This is a genomic window from Mesorhizobium sp. LNHC232B00, from assembly GCF_000502435.1.
In the GTDB taxonomy this organism is placed as follows: domain Bacteria; phylum Pseudomonadota; class Alphaproteobacteria; order Rhizobiales; family Rhizobiaceae; genus Mesorhizobium; species Mesorhizobium opportunistum.
On record NZ_AYWP01000001.1, the window covers coordinates 222,230 to 246,387 of the forward strand.

Annotated in this window: 21 protein-coding genes and 2 tRNA genes; 17 read left to right on the forward strand and 6 right to left on the reverse strand. The window is 62.0% G+C overall.

Going from position 1 to position 24,158, the window contains the following annotated elements; translation table 11 throughout:
• Positions 1-3: 3 nt before the first annotated feature.
• On the reverse strand, positions 4-1,110 hold the full coding sequence (locus X743_RS167475; RefSeq protein ID WP_031257346.1) for an FIST signal transduction protein: 1,107 nt from the start codon (positions 1,108-1,110) through the stop codon (positions 4-6).
• A gap of 343 nt (positions 1,111-1,453) precedes the next feature.
• Between X743_RS167475 and X743_RS167470 the strand changes: the two genes are divergently transcribed.
• From X743_RS167470 to X743_RS167455, 4 genes are all read left to right on the forward strand, one after another.
• Entirely contained in the window at positions 1,454-1,954 is a 501-nt protein-coding gene (locus X743_RS167470) for a (2Fe-2S)-binding protein (protein WP_023763466.1), read from the forward strand.
• A gap of 113 nt (positions 1,955-2,067) precedes the next feature.
• Positions 2,068-4,419: a xanthine dehydrogenase family protein molybdopterin-binding subunit gene (locus tag X743_RS167465; RefSeq protein ID WP_013895065.1), complete on the forward strand. Its 2,352-nt coding sequence runs from the start codon at positions 2,068-2,070 to the stop codon at positions 4,417-4,419.
• 113 nt (positions 4,420-4,532) lie between these two features.
• Positions 4,533-5,330, forward strand: a complete 798-nt coding sequence (locus tag X743_RS167460; protein ID WP_023763467.1) for a xanthine dehydrogenase family protein subunit M — start codon at positions 4,533-4,535, stop codon at positions 5,328-5,330.
• 273 nt (positions 5,331-5,603) lie between these two features.
• Positions 5,604-6,626: an acyltransferase gene (locus X743_RS167455; RefSeq protein ID WP_023763468.1), complete on the forward strand. Its 1,023-nt coding sequence runs from the start codon at positions 5,604-5,606 to the stop codon at positions 6,624-6,626.
• 135 nt (positions 6,627-6,761) lie between these two features.
• Here X743_RS167455 and X743_RS167450 read toward each other — a convergent pair whose 3' ends face one another.
• Complete coding sequence (locus tag X743_RS167450) at positions 6,762-7,250, reverse strand: GNAT family N-acetyltransferase (RefSeq protein ID WP_023763469.1); 489 nt, start codon at positions 7,248-7,250, stop codon at positions 6,762-6,764.
• On the reverse strand, positions 7,247-8,005 hold the full coding sequence (locus tag X743_RS167445) for a copper homeostasis protein CutC (RefSeq protein ID WP_023763470.1): 759 nt from the start codon (positions 8,003-8,005) through the stop codon (positions 7,247-7,249). The genes X743_RS167450 and X743_RS167445 overlap by 4 nt, the downstream gene beginning before the upstream one ends.
• Before the next feature lie 202 nt (positions 8,006-8,207).
• On the opposite strand from X743_RS167445, the gene X743_RS167440 reads away from it, so the two are divergent.
• Together X743_RS167440 and X743_RS167435 are read left to right on the forward strand one after the other, a co-directional pair.
• Positions 8,208-8,636, forward strand: a complete 429-nt coding sequence (locus X743_RS167440) for an SRPBCC domain-containing protein (protein WP_023763471.1) — start codon at positions 8,208-8,210, stop codon at positions 8,634-8,636.
• A 126-nt stretch (positions 8,637-8,762) separates the two neighbouring features.
• Complete coding sequence (locus X743_RS167435) at positions 8,763-9,218, forward strand: carboxymuconolactone decarboxylase family protein (protein ID WP_023763472.1); 456 nt, start codon at positions 8,763-8,765, stop codon at positions 9,216-9,218.
• A gap of 99 nt (positions 9,219-9,317) precedes the next feature.
• Here the strand turns inward: X743_RS167435 and X743_RS167430 are convergent, their stop codons facing one another.
• Positions 9,318-9,749 (reverse strand): cupin domain-containing protein, encoded by a 432-nt coding sequence (locus X743_RS167430; RefSeq protein ID WP_023763473.1) that lies wholly within the window; start codon positions 9,747-9,749, stop codon positions 9,318-9,320.
• A 352-nt stretch (positions 9,750-10,101) separates the two neighbouring features.
• Between X743_RS167430 and X743_RS167425 the strand changes: the two genes are divergently transcribed.
• From X743_RS167425 to X743_RS1000000171845, 4 genes are all read left to right on the forward strand, one after another.
• Entirely contained in the window at positions 10,102-10,590 is a 489-nt protein-coding gene (locus X743_RS167425; RefSeq protein ID WP_023763474.1) for an Hsp20 family protein, read from the forward strand.
• A gap of 66 nt (positions 10,591-10,656) precedes the next feature.
• Entirely contained in the window at positions 10,657-11,109 is a 453-nt protein-coding gene (locus X743_RS167420) for a hypothetical protein (RefSeq protein WP_023763475.1), read from the forward strand.
• A gap of 46 nt (positions 11,110-11,155) precedes the next feature.
• On the forward strand, positions 11,156-11,455 hold the full coding sequence (locus X743_RS167415; protein ID WP_023763476.1) for a DUF982 domain-containing protein: 300 nt from the start codon (positions 11,156-11,158) through the stop codon (positions 11,453-11,455).
• A 1,918-nt stretch (positions 11,456-13,373) separates the two neighbouring features.
• On the forward strand, positions 13,374-13,685 hold the full coding sequence (locus X743_RS1000000171845) for a hypothetical protein (RefSeq protein WP_140780136.1): 312 nt from the start codon (positions 13,374-13,376) through the stop codon (positions 13,683-13,685).
• Between the two features lie 25 nt (positions 13,686-13,710).
• Here X743_RS1000000171845 and X743_RS01000000168520 read toward each other — a convergent pair whose 3' ends face one another.
• Complete coding sequence (locus X743_RS01000000168520; protein WP_023780337.1) at positions 13,711-14,436, reverse strand: hypothetical protein; 726 nt, start codon at positions 14,434-14,436, stop codon at positions 13,711-13,713.
• Positions 14,437-14,508: 72 nt separating this feature from the next.
• Positions 14,509-14,583: transfer RNA gene (locus X743_RS167400), tRNA-Asn, on the reverse strand.
• 221 nt (positions 14,584-14,804) lie between these two features.
• Here X743_RS167400 and X743_RS0135250 point away from each other — a divergent pair.
• The 7 genes from X743_RS0135250 (at position 14,805) to X743_RS167370 (ending at position 23,867) form a co-directional block, all read left to right on the forward strand.
• Positions 14,805-15,065 (forward strand): hypothetical protein, encoded by a 261-nt coding sequence (locus X743_RS0135250; RefSeq protein WP_031250206.1) that lies wholly within the window; start codon positions 14,805-14,807, stop codon positions 15,063-15,065.
• Positions 15,066-15,574: 509 nt separating this feature from the next.
• Positions 15,575-15,648: transfer RNA gene (locus X743_RS167395), tRNA-Cys, on the forward strand.
• Positions 15,649-15,738: 90 nt separating this feature from the next.
• Positions 15,739-16,407, forward strand: a complete 669-nt coding sequence (locus tag X743_RS167390; RefSeq protein WP_023763483.1) for a protein-L-isoaspartate O-methyltransferase — start codon at positions 15,739-15,741, stop codon at positions 16,405-16,407.
• Between the two features lie 180 nt (positions 16,408-16,587).
• Positions 16,588-17,973: a TolC family outer membrane protein gene (locus tag X743_RS167385; protein WP_023763484.1), complete on the forward strand. Its 1,386-nt coding sequence runs from the start codon at positions 16,588-16,590 to the stop codon at positions 17,971-17,973.
• 413 nt (positions 17,974-18,386) lie between these two features.
• Entirely contained in the window at positions 18,387-19,235 is an 849-nt protein-coding gene (locus X743_RS167380; RefSeq protein WP_023763485.1) for a PopZ family protein, read from the forward strand.
• A gap of 266 nt (positions 19,236-19,501) precedes the next feature.
• Positions 19,502-22,285, forward strand: coding sequence for a valine--tRNA ligase (locus X743_RS167375; RefSeq protein ID WP_023763486.1), 2,784 nt, complete (start codon positions 19,502-19,504; stop codon positions 22,283-22,285).
• Between the two features lie 358 nt (positions 22,286-22,643).
• The gene (locus tag X743_RS167370) at positions 22,644-23,867 is read left to right on the forward strand and encodes an OmpP1/FadL family transporter (protein WP_023763487.1); all 1,224 of its coding nucleotides are present in this window, start codon (positions 22,644-22,646) and stop codon (positions 23,865-23,867) included.
• The last annotated feature ends 291 nt before the right edge of the window (positions 23,868-24,158 follow it).

Here is a 24,158-nt window from a genome sequence, read left to right on the forward strand (position 1 = left end):
GCCTTATTCTGCCGCCTGGCGGTCGCCGAAAGCGATGCCCGTGAAGGTCTGGTTCAGATGCATCGACCGGTACTGCTCGCCATAGGTGCCGAAGCCGACGACATTGTTGATCCGGTAAAGCTCCGAAATGTCGCGAAAGACCTGCCGGTTGCGCGCGTCGAGCCGGCGCAGCACGCAGTCGAAGCCGAGGATCAGGTCGATGCCACCCAGCCGCTCCTCGACCTCGCGCAGGGCGGCGCGTGTCGATTCCACCATGTCCTTGGGCTGGGCGATCGACAGCACGACGCCGTCGTCGATGGCGCAGAAGAACGACAGCGAGCCGTCCGCGTGCATTCTCTGGATCGAGCGGCAGTAATATTCGCCGCCCACCTTCACCACCACCGGATGCGAGGCGAAGCTCAAGGGCGTCAGGGTCTGCGGGAGGATGCCCACGGAAGCGGCATATTCGTCTGCCGCATTGGTGGCGTTGAACTCGCGCACGATGCGATGATCGGCATCCGATGCCGTCACCACCAGCTTTTCGTCGGTCGGAACGAAATTGTCGGTCTTGAAGACGTGGAAAGGGATTTCCGTGGCGATCAGCACGATGATGGCGCTGTCCGAGGTGACCCTGCCGTTCGAGATCAGGCGTGTCGTCTCGAACTTCAGATCGTCGCCGGCCGAGCCGCCGAGCAGGGGGATGTCGTCAAGGCCCCAGTGGATGGCGGAGCTGACCGCCTCCTCGGCATAGGATAGCCCGTCGATGAAGCAGAGCGCGAAAGTGTTCCTGGTGTGCTCGCCGCCGACCCGGCCGCGCAGGTTGCGCCTCAAGGCTTCAACCTCGCCGGTGATCCTGTCCATGCCCGACGAGGACAGATCGTCGACCATGGTGCTGACGGCGGTGAACGCCGCCGAGGGCAGCAGCATGGCGAGCACATGGCCGTCCTCGAGGCCCTGCGGCGTGATCTCGCCGGCGGTCGAGCAGCCGGCATGGTGGAGCCCCGGTGCGTGGGTCAGAAGTGCCTGTGACAGGGCGTCGGCCTCGACGAGGCTCTGGGAGAAGAACAGCAGGGCAAAACCAGCGTCGATGGCGGCGGCCTCGGTCGCCACCGCGCATGCAAATGCGTCCATGTCGGGCTCGTCCGTCGTCAGCGCCGACAAGCCGCATGCGTAGCGCGTCCGTGAACTCGTCAGCGGCGTTCTCCCGCATTTCCTCCGACGCTGTTTTTATGCGCTGCTGTTTTTACAAGCTTCCGGCGCGCGGGCGTCGAAGGACATTGTTGCTTCCAACCGGCGTTTTGGCAATGGGGTGAGGGGAATGCATCCTTGGCCCTGGCCATGACCGAAAGTACAATGATCCCGCTTTTCCGTCGCGCTGTTTTTTGTGCGTTGTGCGGTGTACGAATGACGCATGGCCGAAGTGCCACTGCGCGTCGGCAGCGTGATGACCAAGGTTGATACCCAGGGAGGGACCATGTCGGACGTTTCGTTGATGGTGAACGGCAAGCGGGTCAGCGGCGCTGCCGAGGATCGAACGCTGCTGGTTCACTTCCTGCGCGAGAATCTCGGCCTGACCGGCACGCATGTCGGCTGCGACACGTCGCAATGCGGCGCCTGCGTCGTGCATGTCGACGGCAAGGCGGTCAAGTCCTGCACCATGCTCGCGGTCCAGGCGTCCGGCTCCAGCGTGGTGACGATCGAAGGTCTTGCCAACGGCGCCGACCTGCATCCCGTCCAGGCGGCGTTCAAGGAACATCACGGCCTGCAATGCGGTTTCTGCACGCCAGGCATGATCATGACGGCCACCGACATGATCAAGCGCCATCCCGAAGGCCTCGATGAGGCGACGGTGCGGGCCGAACTGGAGGGCAATATCTGCCGCTGCACCGGCTACCACAACATCGTCAAGGCGATCCTCGCCGCATCGAAGACGATGTCGAAGGGGACCAAGGGTAAAGCGAAACAAGCTGCGTGAACGAGGCAGTAGGGCAGTAAGGCAGTAGGGCAGTAGGGAACCGGAGCCAATTTTCCCTACTGCCGTACTGCCCTACTCACCTACTCCCCTATAATCTCGGGAGGGAATTTCTGATGGGCATTGAAGGTGTTGGCGCTCGCGTGGCGCGCAAGGAAGACAAGCGCTTCATCACCGGCGCCGGCCGCTATGTCGACGACATGGTGGTTCCCGGCATGAAGCACGCGGCGTTCGTGCGCAGCCCACACGCGCATGCGCAGATCAAGAAGATCGACGTCAAGAAGGCGCAGGGCATGCCGGGTGTCATCGGCGTGCTAACCGGCAAGGAACTCAAGGCCGACGGCATCGGCAACCTCATCTGCGGCTGGATGATCCATTCCAAGGACGGTTCTCCGATGAAGATGGGCGCATGGTCGCCGCTGGCCGTCGACAAGGTCCGCTATGTCGGCGACGCCGTCGTCATCGTCGTGGCCGAGACCAAGGGCCAGGCGCGTGACGCGGCCGAGGCGGTCGAGATCACCTACAAGGAACTGAAGGCCGTCGTCGACGCCACCAAGGCGCTCGAAAAGGGCGCGCCGCAGGTCCACGCCGAGGCCGAGAACAATTTGATCTTCGACTGGGAGATCGGCGATGCCAAGGCGACCGACGCCGCCATCAAGGCGGCGGCGCATGTCACCCGCATGAAGATCGTCAACAACCGGCTGGTGCCGAACGCCATGGAGCCGCGCGCGGCTCTCGGCCACTACGACAAGGCGGAAGATCACTATACCTGCTGGACGACATCGCAGAACCCGCATGTCGCGCGGCTGGTGATGAGCGCCTTCTACAATGTCGCGCCGGAAAACAAGCTGCGGGTGATCGCGCCCGATGTCGGCGGCGGCTTCGGTTCCAAGATCTACATCTATCCCGAAGAGATCGTCTGCCTGTGGGCGTCGAAGAAGACCGGCGTGCCGGTCAAATGGGTCGCAGACCGCACCGAAAGCTTCCTCACCGACGCGCATGGCCGCGACCATGTCTCGACCGTCGAGATGGCGTTCGACAAGAACAACCGGATCACCGGCTTCAAGGTCGATACGATCGCCAATCTCGGCGCCTACATGTCGCTGTTCTCGTCCTGCGTGCCGACCTATCTCTACGCGACGCTTTTGTCGGGGCAGTACGATATTCCGGCCATCCATGCCAATGTGCGCACCGTCTACACCAACACGGCACCCGTCGATGCTTATCGCGGAGCAGGGCGGCCGGAGGCCACCTATCTCCTGGAACGCACGATGGAAGCAGCGGCGCGCGAACTCGGCGTCTCTCCGGCCGAGTTGCGGCGCAAGAACTTCATCACCGTCTTTCCGCACCAGACCCCGGTAATCATGAACTATGACGCCGGCGACTATGGCGCCTCGCTCGATGCGGCCATGAAGACCTCCGACTATGCCGGCTTTGCCAAGCGCAAGGCCGCGGCGGCAAAGCAGGGCAAGCTGCGCGGCATCGGCATGAGCTGCTACATCGAGGCGTGCGGCATCGCGCCGTCGGCGGCGGTCGGCTCGCTCGGCGCCGGCGTCGGCCTTTGGGAATCGGCCGAAGTGCGGGTCAACGCGGTCGGCACGATCGAGGTGCTGACCGGCTCGCACAGCCATGGTCAGGGCCATGAGACGACGTTCGCGCAGCTGGTCAACGAGCGTTTCGGCGTGCCGATCGATTCGGTTTCGATCGTCCATGGCGATACCGACAAGGTGCAGATGGGCATGGGCACCTACGGGTCGCGCTCGGGTGCGGTCGGCATGTCGGCGATCGCCAAGGCGCTCGACAAGGTGGAGGCCAAGGCCAAGAAGATCGCCGCGCATCTGCTCGAGGCCGACGAAGGCGACATCGTCATCGAGAACGGCGCGCTGAAGGTCGCCGGCACCGACAAGAACGTGCCGTGGTTCCAGGTGGCGCTTGCCGCCTACACCGCGCACAATCTGCCGGCTGGAATGGAACCCGGGCTGAAGGAAACGGCCTTCTACGATCCGTCGAATTTCACCTTCCCGGCGGGCTGCTATATCTGCGAGGTCGAGATCGACCCGGAAACCGGTACGACCGAGATCGTCCAGTTCGTGGCCGCCGACGATTTCGGCAACATCATCAACCCGATGATCGTCGAGGGCCAGGTGCATGGCGGCATCGCCCAGGGCGTCGGCCAGGCGCTGCTGGAAGGCGCTCACTACGACGCCAGCGGGCAGCTGCTGACGGCGAGCTACATGGACTACACTATGCCGCGCGCGGACGACCTGCCTTCGTTCAAGGTCTCGACGTCGAACACCCCATGTCCGGGCAATCCGCTCGGCATCAAGGGCTGCGGCGAGGCCGGCGCCATAGGCTCGCCGCCGGCGGTGATCAACGCCATCACCGATGCCATCGGCATCCCCGACATTGCCATGCCGGCTTCGCCGTCCACCGTGTGGGCAGCGATCCGTGCCGCGACGAAGCACTGAAAAGAGTGAGTAGGGAGTGGTGAGTAGCGAATAGGGAAGCGTCATCAACAACGGCAGCTGAGCATTCACTACCGACTACCCACTACTGACCAAGCACTCTCAAGGAGGACCCCATGTACGCAGTCAACTACCACCGTGCCGGCTCGGTCACTGAAGCCGCCAAGCTGATCAAGACGGACGACGCCAAGCTGCTCTCGGGCGGCATGACCTTGATCCCGGCCATGAAGACGCGGCTGGCGGCGCCTTCCGATCTCGTCGATCTGTCGCGCATCACGGAGTTGCAAGGTGTCAAAGTGTCGGGCAAGACGATCACCATCGGCGCCGCCGCGACGCATTTCGAGGTCGCCAATGACGAGAAGCTGAAGAAGGCGTGCCCGGCGCTTGCCCATCTGGCGTCGCTGATCGGCGACCCGGCGGTACGCCACAGGGGCACGATCGGCGGTTCGATCGCCAACAACGATCCGGCGGCCGACTATCCCGCGGCGCTGCTGGCGCTGGGGGCCACCATCGTCACCAACAAGCGCGAGATAGCCGCCGACAAGTTCTTCAAGGGGTTGTTCGAGACCGCATTGAAGGATGGCGAGATCATCACCGCGGTCACCTTCACCGCACCGGCGAAGGCCGCCTATGAAAAATTCCGCAACCCGGCCTCGCGCTACGCGATCGTCGGCGTGTTCGTGGCCAAGGGCAAGGATGGCGTCAGCGTCGCCGTCACCGGCGCCGGCGACGACGGCGTCTTCCGCTCGAAGGAGATCGAGGCGGCGCTGGCGAAGAGCTTCGACGCCGCGTCGCTCAATGGTGTGAAGGTGTCTGCCAAGAACCTGATGACCGACATCCACGCTTCCGCCGATTATCGCGCCAATCTGATCTCGGTGATGGCCAAGCGAGCGGTGGCGGCAGCCAACGCCTGATACCATTGGTCACGGACGAGGAGAGGGGCCGCCACGGCCCTTTTCGTGTCCGGCGACCCGTAGCGGTCCAGTCCCCCCAGGGAATCGACTCCCCCTGCGCTGCGCCTTTGCTTGAAGCAATTCCGGCCAGCTGCTTCTCCTGGAACTGCCGGGCTGCAATCTCGCACTTGCACAAATTTATCTTGCACTGCAATATGACCTGGGCGGGAATGCGAGCCGGGTTCGGAGCATTCACCGCCGTGCCTTTCGCATGTCCAACGCGAAGGGATCGGCATGTCCGAAGTTTCCGTCACCCATCTGGCTCCGCCGCTATCGGTCGCCGACAGATCGACCAGAACCAGGCTGGCCTATCTCGACGGCTGGCGCGGACTGTCGATCGCCCTGGTGCTGATCGGGCATTTCTTTCCGGTTCCCGGAATCAATCTCGGGGTGCTGGGCGTCGAATTCTTCTTCGTGCTCAGCGGCCGGCTGATGGGCGAGATCCTGTTCATCGAACGCTACCCGCTGAAGAAGTTCTTCAAACGCCGCTTCTCGCGCATCTATCCAGCGCTTCTGGTGTTCGTTGCCGTTGCCATGGTCGCGCTGTCGGGCACGTTCATCGCCTTCAAATGGAAGGCGGCGCTGACGGCGCTGACATTCACCTACAATTACGCCGGAATTCTCGTCACCCGGGCCGGTGCGCTGGACCATATCTGGTCGCTCTGCGTCGAGGAGCATGCCTATGTGATCCTGGCCCTGATCAGCGCCACCGTTGCTAGGCGCGACCGCGTCATCCCGTTGCTGCTGGCGCTGGCCTTGCTCGCCATGGCGAACGGGGCGGTCTCTTACTGGGTGTTCAGGCTGGACTACGAGACCACCTATTGGCGCACCGATGTGCACATCGCCTCGATCCTGCTGTCGGCGTCGATCTGCCTGCTCAAGGCCGATGGCAGGCTGCCGGCCATGTTGAAGGGACCCTATGTCGCCCTGGCGGCTGCGGCCGGCGCGGTTTTGCTGTTCATGGATCCCGTGCCGACGCCGGTCCATTACCTGGTCGCCGTGCCGCTGCTGGCGATTGCCGTCAACGCGCTCGATTTCAGCACCCAATTCTTTTCCGGATTGCTGTCGTCCTGGCCGATGGCGACGTTGGGCCTGTGGTCGTATTCGCTCTATCTGTGGCAGCAGCCATTCTACAAATTCGTCTACGAACAGGGCAGCGACCCGTGGCTGATGCTGGCCGGGGTTTTTGCCTGCGCGCTCTGCAGCTACTACGTCATCGAGCGGCCGGCGCGCGAATGGCTCAATCGCAACTGGTGAATGCGGCATGCAAAGGTCGTACGATCGCGGCGCGGACGGCACGCCAGCCATCCCTACGGGCAGGACGAATTTTCGCCTTGACCGTTAGCCGATCGTCTCATTTCTCGGCCAGATGGCGCCACCAGCGCCACAGGATTAGGCAATGATCTGCCGCGCGTAATAGCGCACCGCCTTCTTGCCGGCATGGATGACCGCGTCGCCGACTTCGGCGAAGCCGAGCGTGGCGTGGAAGGCGTCCGAGGCGGGGTTGGGTGGGTCGCTGTTGACCTCGCAGGTGACCAGCGTGTGGCCGGCGCGCCGGGCGTGGTCGAACAGATCCTGGTAAAGCAGGCGCGCGTGGCCGCGCCCCCTCGCATGCGCAGCCACCACGACACGGTCGACATAGACGAAGCGTTCGTAGCCTTCGCGGAACCAGACAAAATTCGGACTGTCGTAGCTGGCGTCCTGGTCGAAGGTCATGATGAAGGCTTCGAGATCGCCGATGCGCCTGGCGTAAAACGCTTCGCCGAGCAGGAAGGACAGCCGCTCGGCTTCGAGCCACGACAGTTCGGCGGCATGCTCGTTGTTGAGGGCCAGGATAGAGGCTTCGTCGCCTTGTGATATGCGGCTGATAGAGGAGGTCATGCCTTGGCCGCCGCGATCGTTGCCGCCACCAGCGGTGTGTCGGTCAAAATGTTGCGGTACTCACGGTCGAGATCGGAGCCGCCCATGCCAACCCTTGGATTGCGGTAGCGCATGGCGCTCGGCACCTCCTTGAGGGCGGCGAAATGCATTTCCGCCAGCCCGGTCCTTCCGCGCACCTCGACGATGTTGCCGAGATCGAGCCCGCCGCAACCAAGGATGATGATCCGGTCACCGGCCTGTCGCACCAGCTCCGCCAACAACGGCAGGCCTTCGATGGCGGTGTCGCGCTGGCCGCTGGTCAGCACGCGGCCGACCTTGCAGCGTATCAGCGCTTCCAGCGCCTCGCTGGGATCGCGCGTCATGTCGAAGGCGCGGTGACAGGTGACGTTCAGCGGACCCGCCGCCTCGGTCAATTCGCCCATGCGGCGTTCATCGATGGTGCCATCGGCGTTCAGGCAGCCATACACGACGCCGGGCACGCCGAGGTCGCGGAGTGCTGCAACATCGGCGAGCATCGAGCGGTATTCGGTCTCGCTGTAGAGAAAATCGCCGCCGCGCGGCCGCACCATGACGTGAAACGGCACGGTGGCCTGGTCCAGCGCGGCGCGCACCGTGCCGAGGCTCGGCGTGATGCCGCCTTCGACAAGGCTGGCGCACAGTTCGATCCGGTCGGCGCCGGCCGCCTGCGCGGCGAGCAGGCCATCGATGCCTTCGACACAGATTTCGATCAGCGGTGGGCGAGTTTCAGCGGTCAAGGGATGATCCAATCCATGATGTCGCGAAAAGCCCTAGCACCCGGCCGGCCGGCGCGAAAGCGTGAACGGCAGGCCGCCATTTGGACCAGGCGGGCATTTCCCGGCTTGACAGTTGTATAACTGCGAGGTTATGAGTCAATTCATAGCTGGTGAGTTATTGATTTCGCCCGAGCAGCGCGAACACGGCAAGGAGGAACGAGGCATGACACAAACCAAATCGATCGTCGTCGAGCGGCTGATTCCGCATTCGGCGGAGAAGATATGGCGCGCACTGACCGTGCCTGAACTCGTTGCCGAGTGGCTCATGCAGAACGATTTCGCGGCGCAGGAGGGGCATCGCTTCACCTTCCGGGCGGCACCGGTGCCGGGCTGGTCCGGGGTGACGAACTGCGTGGTGTTGAAAGTAGAGGCGCCGCGCCTGCTTGCCTATAGCTGGGGCGACGGAAGCGAATCCGACAGCGGGCTGAGGACCGTGGTGACCTGGTCGCTCACGCCCGAAGGTGCGGCGACCCGGGTGCGGATGGAGCATTCGGGGTTCCGGCCCGCCGACGAGCGCGGATATGTCGGCATGGGAAGCGGCTGGCCGCGTATTCTGGAACGGCTGGAGCAGGTGGCCGCGAAGCAAGGCTGACGGCCGAACCCTTTCTCGACCAAACCGGTCGGCACGCTGCCGATCGCAACAATTCGCGCCCGGAGGCTCCGCTTCCGGGCTCGGCAAAACACGCCCTACCGAAACACGGTTTCAAAGGAGAAGACCATGCAAGCGAGAATCAAGAACCCGGTGATGCTTATCCCAGGCGCCCTGCAGGCGTTGCTGGCGCTGGACAAGTCGACCGAGGCGGCCGACGTGCCCTATGTGACGCGCAAGCTGATCCATCTGCGCGCCAGCCAGATCAATGCCTGCAGCCTATGCGTCGACATGCATGCGCGCGAACTGAAGAAGGCCGGCGAGAAGGACGAGCGCATCTTTGCGCTGGCGGCATGGCGGGAGACGCCATACTTCACCGATGCCGAACGCGCGGCCCTGGCGCTGGCCGAGGCCGGCACAAGGCTCGCCGACCGGGCAGACGCCGTGCCTGACGATGTCTGGGACGAAGCTGCCCGGCACTACGACGAAAAGGCGCTTGCCGCGCTCGTTGTCCAGATCGCCCTGATCAATGCTTTCAACCGGCTGAACGCGACGACACGACAGTTGGTCGGCTCCTGGGGCTGAGCGCTGGATCGAGCGCTTGGGGCGGGCCGATTGTCGGCGACCGGGGGAAGGCGGGCGGCGCATCGCGTTCCCGCCTTCGGGGCACAGGCATCGCCTTGGCTATTGGCGCAGTTCCGTATTCTTGGCGCCTTCCTCGACCTGATCGATCACCAGCAGCTTGACCGGGCCATCGCCGATATTGGTGGCCTGATGCCACTGGCCGATCATTTCGATGATGAAATCGCCCGTCTTGTAGGTGTTGCTGTTGCCGGTCTCGACATTGGTGACCTTCAGCGTCCCGGCCTCGACATAGGCGTAGCGGGGAAAGGGGTGCCGGTGGACCGGCAAGGTCGCGCCCGCCGCGATGTCGTAAGTCGATACCAGCACCTGCACGTTCTTCTGCGGCAGCGTGATCGGCTGCCCGGACGCGGTGGTGGTGCGCGAAGCCAGCGGCGTGACCACGACAGGCGTGCCGCTGCTGTCGAGTGCCAGGGCACAATTCGCGTAAAGCGCAGCCGCGAGCAGCAGCACCGATGCCGAGATTCTCCCCATGATTCCTCCCTGAACCGGCACATCTATCGCGCGGCGCACAACCGCGCGCAAGCATTGTACTTGAGTTGAGGGCGATGCGATCGAGTAACGGCGGGCCGGCCCATGATCCACGCACTCGCTAACGTCACGCATGTAGTCGCTAGGATCACGACACGGCTCTCACAACAGCGGTCTCGTACCGCCAGGGAAGGATCGTTGGTGCTGTTCGGAAAAAATTTTAGCAACGACCTCTTGAAGAGAAAAAACGCGATTCCCAGATCGTTTTCCGTCGAGGCTACGGCTCGACAAAATGGCGCCGCGGCGACGCCGCGGCGGCCTCATAACCCCATGTTGCTTCACGGAGGATATGGCTATGAGAAGCTTTGATTATGCCCCCCTTTACCGCACAACGGTCGGTTTCGACCGACTCTTCGACATGCTCGAAAACAGCGTGCGTTCGGACTGGCCTCCTTACAATATCGAGAAGAATGGCGACAATGATTATCGCATCACGATGGCTGTCGCCGGCTTCGGTCTCGACGAAGTGGAGCTTGTGCAGAACGGACCCGAATTGTCCGTGATCGGACAGAGGAAACCTGATCAGGAAAATCGGGAAATCCTCCATCGCGGTCTGGCGATAGGCAACTTCAAGCAGGTGTTCAAACTTGCAGACCACGTCAAGGTCAAGGCAGCCAATCTCCAGAATGGCCTGCTGTCGGTGGACCTGATCCGCGAAGTGCCCGAGGAACTCAAGCCCCGGCGCATCGAGATCAGCTCCGAAGCCAAAGGGCTTCCCCTCAAGAAATCCGACAAGAAGGAAGCCATCAAGCTGAACGCAGAGCCGGAGCGCGAAGTAGCTTGACCCTGCAATCCAGTTTGTCGCCTGCCTCCCGGCTCTGCCGGGAGGCACAGATTGCGGAGAATGGAGATGAGATCCGAAGCTTACGATTATCATGAACCTGAACCGAAAAATCTCGCCGCGGAATACGCTGGGCTGCAGACGCCTGATGACGTGCTGAAAGAGGAGATGACGATCGGCGCAAAACGGGCTTTGCTCGCTTTTTGGGCTTCCGATGTCCATGCGGTTCCGGGCAGGCCTGCCTTACGTCGATTGGACAACGGCGCCATTGTGGAGGTCGGCGATATTCTTCGTGCTCTCAACCAGTTGGACGAAATTGAAGGCAGGCCGTCGGTTTCCAAGGCGCGGGAGAGCGGCGGCCGATCCTCAGATCGGCGTCGCGACAAAGCCCGGCGCAGCTGGTTGCGGTACCCCTGGCGAGATGACGACGATGATCCGCCGCCGGTTCCCGCGTATGTCGCGGTCCCGCCCAGACGCGGAGATGGTGGCGTGTTCGCGGAGCCTGAGCATGCAGCCGCGTGACGAGCCGATTCGGCAAACTGGTTCGCTCAACCGAAAGGAGGTCTAGATGGGCGATAGGATGTTCGATCAACCGGTGTTGGTAAGCAATGGCCAGTTCATTCAAGAACTGGGATGTCTCGAAGACGCTTTCGATTTCTTGCATGATTGGCCACGGGAGCGGCGGGGCCCGATTTTCGAAACCGCCTTCCGGGCCTGTCAGCGTGCTTACGACGGCCAGGTCTCACTGTCGGTCGCGCGTGATGCTGTCGCCGGGTTCGCAAGATCCGTCAAAATCCTGCAAGAGCCGCTTGCTCCGCTCCCCTGGATGGGCGGCATGAATTCCGGCCGCGGTGGGATCGCGGCTTAATTTCGACAATGATGGCGGCGCCACGAAGGTGGCGTCGCTGCCGCTATGCTGCTCTTCCGGATGTCTGCGCCGCCGTGCAACTTCCCGGGGATCGGCGGGCCGAGGTCCGATAGCTTCGTCATCCCCATCGAACTTTCAGTTCGTCTAAAATGTTCCGGAACCCTCCGTTCCGTCAAAGTCTAATGATCAGGAACGCACACTGGAAAGCACGTGCGGTAACGGTTGATTCAACCATCGATGGTAATTTGGTGTGCAGTGGCGGCTCCGACATGGGGGCGGGCGCTTGAGTGCCGGAGCCGCCTGCGCAGCCCGGTTGGGGTTTGACCGCGCCGTCCTNCCCTCCGTTCCGTCAAAGTCTAATGATCAGGAACGCACACTGGAAAGCACGTGCGGTAACGGTTGATTCAACCATCGACGGTAATTTGGTGTGCAGTGGCGGCTCCGACCCTGGGGGCGGGCGCTTGAGTGCCGGAGCCGCCTGCGCAGCCCGGTTGGGGTTTGACCGCGCCGTCCTAGAATGGGACAGCGCGGTCAACGATTCGTTAAAATTTTCCGGAACTAATTAAGCGCATCCTAATTGTGTCGCGATTCGCGAGTCAGTTTCATGCGTTTGAAGTTTATCCATCCGATGGAGCCCGAACTGGTCGATACGCCACCGCAGGGCGATGACTGGCTCCACGAGATCAAGTTTGATGGCTACCGCACCCAGGTCATCAAGGACGAAGACGGCANCGGCATCCGGCTGATCACCAAGAACGGCTACGACTGGACGGGCCGCTACATCCAGCTCGCAGGCGAAGCGGCGGCCGCCCGCGAAACAGTCTATGTCACCTGTGGGCACCCTTTGTGCTGCAGGTCGACCCGCCTCGACATCCAAGTGCCGATTGACCGGCTCGGACCGGATCACGGGTCAATGCATCAGGATCTTGCCGGATTGTTCATCTGCTCGGCATGCAAAGCTGCTGGCCGTGATCGCCGGCCGGTGTTCTTCACATGTGTTCCTGACTACGAAAGCCACACGCGAAGCTCAACAGCGACTGGGAGCCGACGTTCAAACGATAAGATGGCCACCGGCAGGGCGGGCTGCCAAGATCTGGCAAGATCGTACGCGTCCACCGAATGTGACATTGGGGCAACCTGATCGCGCGAACGAACATGCGAACGGAACAGTCGCTTGACGCTCGAAGCAGACTGCGAGAGCGTTGTGCTGTCCGGGGGTAAAGCGGCGCACGGCTCGTCGAGAGCTGTTAAAGGCGGGGGCCTTTCTCGACGAGCCTGCCTTCGGACATAGGCGCTCGCTAACGGAGATCGGCGACAAGGTGCGGGTCGAGGAGGCACCCCACATGGACAAGCGGCAAAACAGGATCGTTGAGGCGTGTTGTTTCATCGCCGTTCCGGCATCAATGCTTCTCACGATTGTGCTAGCTCGAATGATCCTTGGCTGAGAGCGCTAGGCGTCATGGCGAAAGGCTGGACGTACCATAAGCCCGTGAAGCCCTATGCCGAAGAGAGCATCGGCCGACGTGAAGTGATAGAAAATGGTCATGTCTTCCGCAACCTAGCTCCGGTGCCTTCGCCATTCGTGATGTCAACATTGTGCGCAGCGTACGCCGCGACGATGCCTTCGTGGTCTCGCTCGCATTTCCGGTCTGTTCGTAGCGATGAACCGTCGTGAATGCGATACCAGCTTTCTCGGCAAGGTCGCGAACTGACCACCTCAGGATAGCGCGGGCGGCTCTGTTTGCTTCAGCGCCCGCTCGGGCCTAGGGCAGGGGCGGCTTCTTGCGAAGTGTCTTATATTAGCAATACACGATATATTAACGGCTTCTGATGCAGCCTTCCGCACGGAGGACGGCTATACGACGTACCAACGCGCGCCTGTAGCGCCGGGGACGCTCGACCAATGCGGAGCAAGCGCATGAGTGTCGGAACAGCTCTCGAACAATTGCTGCGGTTGATTCATCGCCGAGCCATGAAATTAGCGGCGTTGCCAGAGGATGAAAGGGATTTACACTACGATCTCATCCGGCTGTCATGTTGCAAAGCCGCCGAGCACATTGGGCAAAGTCCCGACGAGGCAGCCATCACGGCAAACGATATGGTTGGGTTTGTTCGCGCACTGGTCGGAATCGTTGAGGTGGGCTGTCGATCAGATCAAGGGCGAAGCGACGATCGGCCGCCGCCGATACGACATTTTGGTGGTGGGGAGAATGGCACTACGCGCATCTAGAGATGGCCCGCTGCCTCACGCGGGCTCAGAGTGGAGCGGCGGCTGTCCACATGTCGACGTAGGCCGGAATCTTAAGCACTGCGACTTCGGCCGGCACCACTGTTATCGACGCTGGGGACCTCGCTGCCAGATCCTTGAATGACTGACTCACATTCCAGACCTTGGCGTCATCGACGATAATAAGTCGATCATGCAGCAGTCGGGCGCCCGTGGTTCGCGCCTCGATCGGGCGCTTGGCGTCATATTGGGCTGACCATCGTCTAACAGCCGGCGCCAGTGTGGCCTTCACAGAGGCGCCGTCGCATAAAAGATCGATCTTCACGCCTTCGGCGCCCATTGGAGCGAAGTCGGTCAGAATCGTCTCATCCAGATAAGGGTCGACGATGAGCAGCCTGGATCGAGCTTCCTTGAGAACCTTGCCGATGGCGGACATGGCGTCCATGGCATTCCCTACCGGCAGAAACGCCCCAGAGGTCGCGGCCGGCGCCGCGAGTTCAGCGCGCGCCAGCGCCCTTTGAAGAATGCCCCAGACGCTTGGACCGTAAATTGCCGGATGGGTTGGATACCACTCAGCCACCTCTGTAATACGACCCATGTCAACCAGATCCCCAACAGCTTCGACCAGCGCGACAGCCTTGCTAATCCAGACCTGCTTTTCCGGACTGTAAGCCTCCATGCGGGCCGGCATCGCCGACAGATGATGTCCTATGCGCACATAAAGTTCGTGTGCGTCGATCGATCGGGAAAGCATGAGATGTAGCCCAGATGGGGTTTTGGCTGAAGGAACCGAAGGGCAGTCTATAAGCTAAGTGCTTGGAAATGTTGGCTCCCCGGGCCGGATTCGAACCAGCGACCAACCGGTTAACAGCCGGTTGCTCTACCACTGAGCTACCGGGGAACAGAGGCTCTTCAGCAAGTGGCGCAGCCTATAGCAAACCCTTTTCCGCTTTGCAAAGAAGCATTTCGTATTTTTCCGAGACTTTTTCGCTCAGGCGTTTCTCGCAATCGGCGGCGGCCGCCCTCATATTAGCCGTCTTGGCGATCGGCGTGGAACCGAAATGGTGGTCGCGGCTTTCGTAAACAGGTATTGTCGAGGCACAGACGGGACAGCCATTCGCGATGACGGCAGCAGACGAAAACCGGATACCGGCACGAAAGATCTCGGTGTTCGGGCGCGAGTTCACCATGCCGCAGTCGCGCGGGCTCAGAATCGCGATCGGCGTGCTTCTGACGATTGGCGGCATTCTCGGCTTCCTGCCGATTCTCGGCTTCTGGATGGTGCCGCTCGGATTGCTGGTGCTCTCCTATGAATTTGCCATGGTGCGCCGCCACCGTCGCCGCTTCGTCATCTGGTGGGAGCGGCGGCGACGGCCGGATTGAGCGGCCGGGCGTCAGCTGTGTCCTCGATCGCCCTGTCCGTTATGCCCCTGTTCGGGTTTCGGATTTTCGTGGATCCGGTTTGCTTTCCGCGCTTCTTTCCAGGTCCTCGCGGATTTCCTTGAGAACAGCGGCGGCCGAGGCGAGGCGCGCGCGATCACGCGGCGAAAGCCGGCTGGTGCCTTCTATTGAAATGCACTCGATGGCGTAACGCAGCAACTCCTCGCATGCTGATCGCGACAAGCCATCCCAGGCGCTCGTTCCATTGTTCCGGATTGCTGGCCGCATAGCGCAGTCCTCCTCGCTCCTCAACGGCGGCAGGGGCGTGGAGTTTCTCGCAATCTGCTGGTATACCTAACGCGTTGCTAATGTGCGTCGCGACCACGGTGGCCGCGATGCTCGATACGGAGAGGCAAATTCATGCAGAGGAAACCGCGCGGAATGCGTGGTGGCCGCTTGACGCCATTTTCGCCGCAACCTATTGGAACCGGGTGGAACGCCGGGAGCAATGAGGCCTCGTGGCGGAGTGGTTACGCAGAGGACTGCAAATCCTTGCACCCCGGTTCGATTCCGGGCGAGGCCTCCAATGCCCCAGGCTCCCGCGCGCCAGCGCCGGGGCCCGAAGTTCCAATCGTAATGAACCGCGGTTTGGCGCGGCAAGCGGATTGGTTGGGACATGAACGCTGATTTTTCCGAACTCCGCGTCAAGATGGTCGATGGTCAGGTTCGCACCACCGACGTGACCAGCGCGCCGCTGCTTGACGCGATGCTTTCGGTCCCACGCGAGGATTTTGTCGGCGCCGCCCAGCGTGAGCTTGCCTATATCGACGAAGACATCCGTATCGCCACCGGTGCTGGCGGCGCACGCTACCTGATGGAAGCCTCGCCGCTGGCCAAGCTGATGCAGCTGGCCGAAATCAGCGCGGCCGATTCGGCGCTGGATGTCGGCTGCGGCACCGGCTATGCCTCGGCCCTCCTGTCCCGGCTGGCGAAGTCCGTGGTGGCGCTCGAAAGCGACCCGGCGCTGGCCGAAACCGCCAAGTCGACGCTTTCCTCGCTGGGCTGCGGCAATGTGACCGTGGTCCAAGGGGCGCTGGCGCAGGGCCATGCGGCCAAGGCACCCTACAACGTCATCTTCATCGGCGGCAGCATCGAGAAAGTGCCGGAATCGCTGCTCGATCAGCTCGCCGAAGGTGGACGCCTAGTCGCCGTCGAAGGGCAGGGCAATTCCGGCGTGGCGCGACTTTTTTTCAAGGCTGGGGGGGTTGTAACCGGGAGAAGGGCATTTAATGCGGCAATTAAGCCACTACCCGGATTCGAACGTGAGCATGCTTTTGAATTCTGAATGATTTGGCCTTGCAGCAGAGGCCTTGTCATGGTCGCTTGCATTTGAACAATCGTTGCAAATCCCAAACTGGGGGCACTTTGGGCTGAGCGACGGGGAACATGAAACACGCCACGCCGGTTGCTCCAGGGAGAAACCGGCGCGGCGCGGTTCCCATGGAAAACGAATGAGGGATATACCGTGCCGTCTGTATCCAAGACCCTTTTTGCCGCTGTCCTTGCCTCCGCGACAGCGCTTTCTTCGCTGAGCGCCTCGGCGGAAACCATCTCCGGCGCGCTCGCCAAGGCCTATCAGTACAACTCCACGCTGAATGCATCCCGCGCCGGCGTGCGCGTCACCGACGAAGGCGTGGCCATCGCCAAGTCGGGCTGGCGCCCGACGGTTACGGGCTCGGCCAACATCGATTATACGAACACGCGCCGGGCAAATGGTGGCGGCAACTCGAAGCTGACGTCCGGCAGCTACGGCATTCAGATCAACCAGTCGCTTTTCGACGGCTTCCAGACCAGGAACAACGTGGCCGCGGCCGAATCCCAGGTCAAGGCGTCGGTCGAAAGCCTGCGCAACACCGAGGAGAACACCCTGTTCAGCGCGGCCACGGCCTATATGGACGTGATTCGCGACCGGCAGATCGCGGTACTTACCGAACAGAACCTGCAGTTCCTGACCGAGCAGGCGCGTGCCGCGCGCTCGCGTTTCGAGGTTGGCGAGGGCACGCGCACCGACGTTGCCCAGGCCGACGCGTCGCGCGCCTCGGCGGTGGCCTCGCTCAGCGCCGCCCGCGCGCAGGCGTTGGCCAGTGCCGCGACCTATCACCAGGTGGTCGGCGACGAGCCGGGCAAGTTGAAGCCGGCTTCGCCATTGGGCAGGCTAATGCCGTCGAGCCTCGACGCGGCGATTGCCATCGGGTCAAATGAACATCCAGCCATTCTCGCCACCCAGCATCTCGTCGACGCTGCCGCGTTCTCGGTGAAATCGTCCGAGGGCGCGCTGTTGCCGCAGCTGTCGGCTTCGGCCGGCATTTCGCAAGATTACCGCAAATCCATTCCCGACGTTACCGGCTCCAACGGCAATTCGACCTCGGCCAATATCGGCGCGACGCTGACCATTCCGATCTATTCGGGAGGCCGGACCTCCGCGCTCGTGCGGCAAAGCAAGGAATCGCTCGGCCAAGCCCGTATCCAGGTCGATGTCAGCCGCGACCAGGTGCGTCAGGCCGTCGCCACGGCATGGTCGCAATACACCGCCGCCCAGCAGAGCGTCTCGGCCAACAAGCAGGTGATCGACGCCGCGCAACTGGCGCTGAACGGCGTCATCGAAGAGCGCAATGTCGGTCAGCGCACGACACTCGACGTGCTGAACGCGCAGGCCGCGGTCATCACCGCCAAGATCAACCAGGCCAATTCCGAGCACGATGTGGTGGTGGCGAGCTATGCCATCCTGTCGGCCATGGGGCGCCTGTCGATCGACCGGCTCGCCTTGCAGGTGGCGAAGTACAAGCCCGAGGAGCACTACAACGCCGTCAAGGACAAGTGGATCGGCCTGCGCACCCCGGATGGCCGCTAGAGCATTTCACCGTTTCACGGAAACGGCGAACCGCTCTATCTCTTTGTTTTTACGCAATTCCCAAAGGGAAAGCGCTGTGCGCTTTTCCTAGAATTGCTCTAGACTAGGCTCCGCCGGGTCGCATTACGACCCTCTTGGTCGAGCGGGATATTTCGAAAAACTGTCCCGCTTTTTCGGCTTCGCGCTCTATCTCCCTGTTTCGGCGCAATTCCCAAAGGAAAGCGCTACGAGCTTTTCCTGGGAAAGCCGTTTCACACTTTTCCTGGAATTGCTCTAATCTGTTGAAATCCCACATGTCCCCAGATTGGGGATTCTCGTGCGGCGATCCGTCGGTTACGCTGTGGCCATGATTCGAATCCGGCTTTTTGCCGGAGCGGAAGACTACAGAGGTCACAAGGGCGGCGGATGTGACGATGGCGACGGCAAGCAGCGCACAGCGCGAACCTTCCATGGAAGAGATACTGGCTTCCATCAGGAGGATCATCGAGGATAGCGATAACGGCCGCAAGCAGCCGGGCGAGGCCGATGAGCTGCGCCAGGACCTGGAGCCGGCATCGGGCGCGGCTGCAACCACCGACGTCGACGCGTTTCGCGCCGAGTTGCAGGCTGCCCCCGAAGTCAGGAAGCCGGTGGCGCTCGCAGAAATCCAGGCGCCATCGCCCGACCCTGTGATCGCGCGCATGGAATCGCCGCGCGTCGATGCCGCCCCGGTCAAGCCGTCGATGACGCTTGCCGAGGTCAGCGCCAGGATCGCCGCCGAGCCGGCGCCTGCCGTCAGGACGGAAGCGCCAATGGTCCCGCAGGTTGGGGCCCCCGAGGCCGGTGCGACGAGCGATGCCATCGTCGCCGATTGGCGGCGCGAGATCGCCGCGGTTGGCGAGCAGGCGAAGGCGATGCCGGACAGGAGCGTCCGCAAGCCGGTTGCCCAACCCGAGGCGCCAGTGGATGAACCGGTGGCGGAGCCTGCTTTCGAGCGGCCTTCGTCAAGCGGTGCTCCGGCAGGCACCTCCGAGGTGCGTGCCGCAAATGAAGCGCCCGCGGCCCGCGCCGCAATCCTTTCCGAGCACACGGGCCGGCAGGTGGCCGCTGCCTTCGGTGAGTTGTCCGACGCCTTTGCCAGCCGCAGCAAGAAGACATTCGACGAGATGGCCGAAGAGATGCTGCGGCCGATGCTGCAGGACTGGCTGGACAACAATCTGCCGACGCTGGTCGAAAGACTGGTGCGCGAAGAGATCGAGCGCGTCGCGCGCGGCGCGCAGTAAGGATCACGGCCGATTCCGGAATCAAAGCGCCGCCCTCGATCGGCGCTTTCCTGAAGCCGATGCGCTCTACGGCAGCGCCGGCACGGTATTGTCGTGATGCCGGTGGTCAAGACGCGACTGGCACTCGCACGACCTTCCGTTGAAATGGACAAGGCCGCGCCTATCTGCTTGTGGTGAACCGAGTCCTCCCTTGCGGTTGACTTGGCCAAGGCCTTCCGATTTACACCGAACCAGCAAAAAATCCCGACAGCGCGGACCGTTTCCCCATGCTTGAAAAGACCTACGACGCAAAGACCGTCGAGCCGAAAATCGCCAAGGTGTGGGAAGAGGCAGACGCGTTTCGCGCCGGCGCCGGCGCTGAGGAGGGGGCCGAGGCCTTCACCATCGTCATCCCGCCGCCCAACGTCACCGGCTCGCTGCATATGGGCCACGCGCTCAACAACACGCTGCAGGACATTTTGGTGCGCTTCGAGCGCATGCGAGGCAAGAACGTGCTCTGGCAGCCGGGCATGGACCATGCCGGCATCGCCACGCAGATGGTGGTCGAGCGCCAGCTGATGGAAAAGCAGATCCACCGCCGCGACCTGACGCGCGAACAGTTCATCGAGAAAGTGTGGGAATGGAAGGCCGAATCCGGCGGCGCCATCTTCAACCAGCTGAAGCGGCTCGGAGCCTCGGCCGACTGGTCGCGCGAACGCTTCACCATGGACGAGGGCCTTTCCAAGGCCGTGCTCGAAGTGTTCGTCACGCTCTACAAGGAGGGCCTGATCTACAAGGACAAGCGCCTTGTGAACTGGGACCCGAAACTGCTGACCGCGATCTCCGATCTCGAGGTGGAGCAGCAGGAGGTCAACGGCAACCTCTGGCACTTCCGTTATCCGATCGAGGGCGTGGCGTTCGACCCGGAAAACTCCAAAACATTCATCATCGTGGCGACGACGCGTCCCGAGACGATGCTGGGCGACACCGCGGTCGCCGTGCATCCGGATGACGAACGCTTCCAGCATCTGGTCGGCAAGAACGTGGTGCTGCCGATCGTCGGCAGAAAGATCCCTGTCGTGGCGGACGAGTATTCCGACCCCGAAAAGGGTTCGGGCGCGGTCAAGATCACGCCGGCGCATGATTTCAACGACTTCGAGGTCGGCAAGCGCCACAAGCTGCCGGCGATCAACATCCTGACCGTCGAAGCCGCCATCAAGCTCAAGGATAATGAGGATTTTCTCGCCGGCCTCGATGTGACGCCCGAACGCCAGGCGGTCTGGGACGAACTCGACGGCCTCGACCGTTTCGCCGCACGCAAGAAGATCGTCGAACTGATGGAGGCCGGCGGCTTCCTCGACAAGGTCGAGCCGCATCGCCACGCCGTGCCGCATGGCGATCGCGGCGGCGTGCCGATCGAGCCGTTCCTGACCGAGCAGTGGTATGCAAACGCTGCCGAACTCGCCAAACCGGCGATCGCCTCGGTGCGCGAGGGGCGCACCAAGATCATACCGGGCAACTGGGAGAAAACCTACTTTCAGTGGATGGAAAATATCGAACCTTGGTGCATCTCGCGCCAGCTTTGGTGGGGTCATCAGATACCCGCGTGGTACGGGCCGGACGGGCACGTCTTCGTCGAGAAGACCGAAGAGCAGGCTTTGAGCGCGGCGATAGAATATTATCTGGCCCTGGAAGGGCCGTGGAAGGCCTGGGTCGAGGACAAGCTCGAGAACTACAAGCCGGGTGAGATCCTGACCCGGGACGAGGACGTGCTCGACACCTGGTTCTCGTCGGCGCTGTGGCCATTCTCGACGCTGGGCTGGCCGGACCAGACGCCGGAGCTGAAGACCTACTACCAGACCGACGTACTGGTGACCGGCTTCGACCTGATCTTCTTCTGGGTCGCCCGCATGATGATGATGGGCCTGCACTTCATGGATGAGGAGCCGTTCCACACCGTCTATATGCACGCGCTGGTGCGCGACAAGAACGGGCAGAAGATGTCGAAGTCGAAAGGCAACGTCGTCGATCCGCTCGACCTCATCGACGAATATGGCGCCGATGCGCTGCGCTTCACACTGGCTGTGATGGCGGCGCAGGGGCGCGACGTGAAACTCGACCCGGCGCGCATCGCCGGCTACCGCAATTTCGGCACCAAGCTGTGGAACGCGACCCGCTTCGCCGAGATGAACGAAGTCGCCCGCAACGATGATTTCTGGCTGAACGACGCCAAGCTGGCGGTCAACCGCTGGATCCTAACCGAGCTGACGCGCGCGGCGCGCGAGGTCACCGACGGCATCACCTCATACCGCTTCAACGAGGCGGCGGGCGCCGCCTATCGCTTCGTCTGGAACCTGTTCTGTGATTGGTACCTGGAACTGCTGAAGCCCGTGTTCATGGGCACGGACGAGGCCGCCAAGGCCGAAAGCCGCGCCTGCGTCGCCTTCGTGCTCGACGAGATATACAAGCTCTTGCACCCGATGATGCCGTTCATGACGGAGGAGCTGTGGGCGCAGACGGCGGGCGAGGGCAAGGAGCGTGAGTCGCTGCTGTGCCATGCGGCCTGGCCTTCGCCGGACTTCGAGGACGCGGCCGCGGCCGCCGACATCAACTGGCTGGTCGATCTGGTCTCCGGCATCCGCTCGGTGCGCTCGGAGATGAACGTGCCGCCGGGCGCGATAGCGCCCCTCGTCGTCGTCGGCGCCAACGCCGTGACGCGTGAACGGCTGGTGCGCGAAGAGTCGGCCATCAAGCGCCTGGCGCGTGTCGGCGATATCTCGCTCGCCGATGCCGCACCCAAGGGCTCGGCGCAGATCGTGCTCAACGAGGCGACGATCTGCCTGCCGCTCGGCAGCCTGATAGATCTCGCCGCCGAGGCCTCACGACTGCAGAAGGAACTGGCCAAGGTCACCGAAGAGATCGCACGCCTGCACAAGAAGCTGTCCAACGAAAGATTCGTCGCCAGCGCGCCGGCCGAGATCGTCGAGGCCGAACGCGAGAAGCTCGCCGAATACCGCGATGCGCAGGACAAGCTTTCGGTGGCGCTGACCAGGGTCCGCGACGCCGGTTGAGAGGCAAGATTCGCCGTGACGCCGGAGGAAATTCCCATGCGCAACCTGCCTCGAAAAAGGGCATTCCGTTGCGTTAATTTTGACGTAAACGGAAGTTTTTGCCCCATTGTTGCCATAATGTAACAATGGGGCCAGTAGGCCCATAAAAAGCCTGTTTTTGATCCTTTTCGGCCGTTTTTCTTTCCCTTTCAAGGCCAGGGCAGGCCTTGGTCAGCTATTTTCGGCGTTCTGGCGCCGCGTTGCATTTTGTCGAAAACGCGTTTGGTCAACATGTACATGTACGCCTCGGAATTCGTTGTTGCGCCGTTAACCCGAATTGGTTCTAGCTTGAGCCACTAGTTATTCGGGGAGGACATCCATGAACACTTTGCGTTTGAAAGCCCTGCTGGGGGCGGGGTGCTTTTCGCTGGCTTTGATCGGGACGGCGATGGGTTCAGCGCATGCTGGCGGCCTGGAGCGCGGCGGCTACGATATCGACTTGCTGTTCGATCCGGCGCCGTTCGCTACGGAGGCGGAAGCGACTTATGTGATGCCAGACCGCAAGTATGAGAATGCGCGCGGTCCCGGCGGGGCCAACCTTGGGTTAGGTACAAGCGCCGACGGAGCGGAGCCTTACTGGGTCCCGCGCATCGGAGGCAAGATCCAGGTTGTGCAAGGCGTCGACTGCATGATCGATTATTCGCAGCCTTGGGGCGCACATACAGCGCCTGGTATTTGGAACGGCGCGTTCTCCAATATCGAAACCGATATTAAGAGCAACAACTACGCGGGTACCTGCTCTTACAAGTTCGATGTCGGCAAGGGCCAGCTCCGTTTTATCGGCGGCGTGTTCTACCAGGAAATTTCGGGCTTCAAGGAAGGCTTGGTGGGTTTCAATCCATTTGGGCCGTCGCCGATCGGTCGCGTCGACCTGGAGGCTAACGGCTGGGGTTGGCGCGCCGGCGTTGCCTACGAAATCCCTGAGATCGCGCTTCGCGCCAGCTTGGTCTACAATTCACAGGTCAAGCTCGACAACATCTCCGGTTCGCTTACGACGCCAGTTGGATCCCAGGCGATTTATGGCTCGACGCAACATATGCCCGACTCGCTGGAGTTGAAGTTTCAATCGGGCATCGCACCCGGTTGGCTTGCTTTCGGCTCAATCAAGTGGGTCAATTGGAGTGTGCTTCAGAGTGTTCCGATCTGCCCGACCCCCCAAGCTCCGCCTGCGGCGTGCTTCACGAACGGTCCGGGTCAAGTGACGTCGCTCGACTTGATGTACCGCGATGGCTGGACCGTTTCAGGTGGTGTCGGCCACAAATTCAACGATCAGTGGAGCGCCGCCGGCCAGCTTTCCTGGGATCGTGGTACCTCGCACGGCTATGGCGCGCAGTCTGATACGTGGACCCTGGGCGGCGGCGTCGCCTATACGCCGCGGCCCAATATCGAAGTGCGGCTTGCTGGAGCGATCGGCGTGCTGACCAGCGGCCACTCAGGGGAGTTAGCTGGTGAGAACGGATATGTCGCAGGCGAGGATGCTAGCTACGATTTCGGCAACGATCTGATCACAGCGTTTTCTGGTGGCATCAAGATCAAATTCTAAGTAGCTGAAAATTCTAGAAAAAGGCCGGGCAATGCCCGGCCTTTTTCGTTTGAGTGGCATCGCCGGTGCGCTTGGTATCCAAGCCGCACTGCATATAGGCGGCACTGCTGCCGCCTCGTGCGATTGTGACGTTTTGGCAACACTTTCTGAACAACCCCTGGGCTAGAAGCCGGGCCGAGGAAATTGCCCATTTCCCGCCATAAACCCGGCGCACCTCGATCTTGTCTCGGGAAACGCGCCAAAAGGCTCGGCGATGGGAGAGGCCGCACCGCCCCATTTGCAGGGAAGATG

What these genes read in the sequence shown, in the direction of transcription:
- X743_RS0135250 (WP_031250206.1), top strand. Translation starts at nt 14,805, where the DNA reads ATGACGGCAGCAGACGAAAACCGGATACCGGCACGAAAGATCTCGGTG.
- X743_RS167450 (WP_023763469.1), bottom strand. Translation starts at nt 7,250, where the DNA reads ATGACCTCCTCTATCAGCCGCATATCACAAGGCGACGAAGCCTCTATC.
- X743_RS167430 (WP_023763473.1), bottom strand. Translation starts at nt 9,749, where the DNA reads ATGGGGAGAATCTCGGCATCGGTGCTGCTGCTCGCGGCTGCGCTTTAC.
- X743_RS167375 (WP_023763486.1), top strand. Translation starts at nt 19,502, where the DNA reads ATGCTTGAAAAGACCTACGACGCAAAGACCGTCGAGCCGAAAATCGCC.
- X743_RS167420 (WP_023763475.1), top strand. Translation starts at nt 10,657, where the DNA reads ATGAGATCCGAAGCTTACGATTATCATGAACCTGAACCGAAAAATCTC.
- X743_RS167465 (WP_013895065.1), top strand. Translation starts at nt 2,068, where the DNA reads ATGGGCATTGAAGGTGTTGGCGCTCGCGTGGCGCGCAAGGAAGACAAG.
- X743_RS167425 (WP_023763474.1), top strand. Translation starts at nt 10,102, where the DNA reads ATGAGAAGCTTTGATTATGCCCCCCTTTACCGCACAACGGTCGGTTTC.
- X743_RS167415 (WP_023763476.1), top strand. Translation starts at nt 11,156, where the DNA reads ATGGGCGATAGGATGTTCGATCAACCGGTGTTGGTAAGCAATGGCCAG.
- X743_RS01000000168520 (WP_023780337.1), bottom strand. Translation starts at nt 14,436, where the DNA reads ATGCTTTCCCGATCGATCGACGCACACGAACTTTATGTGCGCATAGGA.
- X743_RS167380 (WP_023763485.1), top strand. Translation starts at nt 18,387, where the DNA reads ATGGCGACGGCAAGCAGCGCACAGCGCGAACCTTCCATGGAAGAGATA.
- X743_RS167455 (WP_023763468.1), top strand. Translation starts at nt 5,604, where the DNA reads ATGTCCGAAGTTTCCGTCACCCATCTGGCTCCGCCGCTATCGGTCGCC.
- X743_RS167470 (WP_023763466.1), top strand. Translation starts at nt 1,454, where the DNA reads ATGTCGGACGTTTCGTTGATGGTGAACGGCAAGCGGGTCAGCGGCGCT.
- X743_RS167460 (WP_023763467.1), top strand. Translation starts at nt 4,533, where the DNA reads ATGTACGCAGTCAACTACCACCGTGCCGGCTCGGTCACTGAAGCCGCC.
- X743_RS167440 (WP_023763471.1), top strand. Translation starts at nt 8,208, where the DNA reads ATGACACAAACCAAATCGATCGTCGTCGAGCGGCTGATTCCGCATTCG.
- X743_RS167475 (WP_031257346.1), bottom strand. Translation starts at nt 1,110, where the DNA reads ATGGACGCATTTGCATGCGCGGTGGCGACCGAGGCCGCCGCCATCGAC.
- X743_RS167370 (WP_023763487.1), top strand. Translation starts at nt 22,644, where the DNA reads ATGAACACTTTGCGTTTGAAAGCCCTGCTGGGGGCGGGGTGCTTTTCG.
- X743_RS167435 (WP_023763472.1), top strand. Translation starts at nt 8,763, where the DNA reads ATGCAAGCGAGAATCAAGAACCCGGTGATGCTTATCCCAGGCGCCCTG.
- X743_RS167390 (WP_023763483.1), top strand. Translation starts at nt 15,739, where the DNA reads ATGAACGCTGATTTTTCCGAACTCCGCGTCAAGATGGTCGATGGTCAG.
- X743_RS1000000171845 (WP_140780136.1), top strand. Translation starts at nt 13,374, where the DNA reads ATGAGTGTCGGAACAGCTCTCGAACAATTGCTGCGGTTGATTCATCGC.